Raw genomic sequence first — 736 nt, forward strand, 5'->3', positions numbered from 1 at the left:
GCCCGCCGCGGCCGACGCGCGGCGGGTCACCGAGGAGCTGCGCGGCGGCTTCGGGCCGGTGGTAGGCGCGCACCTCGACCAGCTGCCGGACGTGCTGTTCCTGCTGGCGTTCTTCCAGGCCCCCGCGGCCCTCGCGGCCTTCCTGCTCGGCCTGGCGGCCGGCCGGCACCGGGCGCTCGCCGACCCGTCCCGCCACGACCGGGCGCTGCGCCGGCTCCAGGCGTACGGCTTCCCGATCGGGCTGCTCGGCGCGGGCGTCTACACCTGGTCGGCGCTCGCCGACCCCGGCCCCGCCGCCCAGGTGTTCGCGCTCGGGGTGGACGTGATCACCGCGCCGATGCTGGCCGCGGCGTACGCGGCCACCGTGCTGCGGCTGGCCGGCGGGCGGCACGGGCGGCGGCTGGTGGCGGTGCTGGCGCCGCCCGGGCGGATGACGCTCACCAACTACCTGACGCAGTCGCTGGTCTGCGTGCTGCTGTTCACCGGCGTCGGGTTCGGGCTGGTCGGGCGGGTGGCGCCGGCCGGGGTGGCGCTGATCGGCGTCGCGCTGTTCGCGGCGCAGGCGGTGGCCTCCCGCTGGTGGCTGGCGCGGCACCCGTACGGGCCGGTGGAGTGGCTGCTGCGCGCGTTCACCACGCTGTCCCGGCCGCGCTGGCGCGGCGCGGCGGCCGACGGCGCGACGACGGATGGAGCGGCGACGGATGGAGCGGTGGACGCGGACACGACGGCCGCCGGT

General features: G+C 78.7%; 1 protein-coding gene. It reads left to right on the plus strand.

The window, feature by feature from the left end:
* A partial coding sequence (locus ABD308_RS00900) for a DUF418 domain-containing protein (protein WP_344323315.1) occupies window positions 1-736 on the plus strand: 736 nt, incomplete at both ends.

It is taken from the genome of Kitasatospora putterlickiae (assembly GCF_039527695.1).
In the GTDB taxonomy this organism is placed as follows: domain Bacteria; phylum Actinomycetota; class Actinomycetes; order Streptomycetales; family Streptomycetaceae; genus Kitasatospora; species Kitasatospora putterlickiae.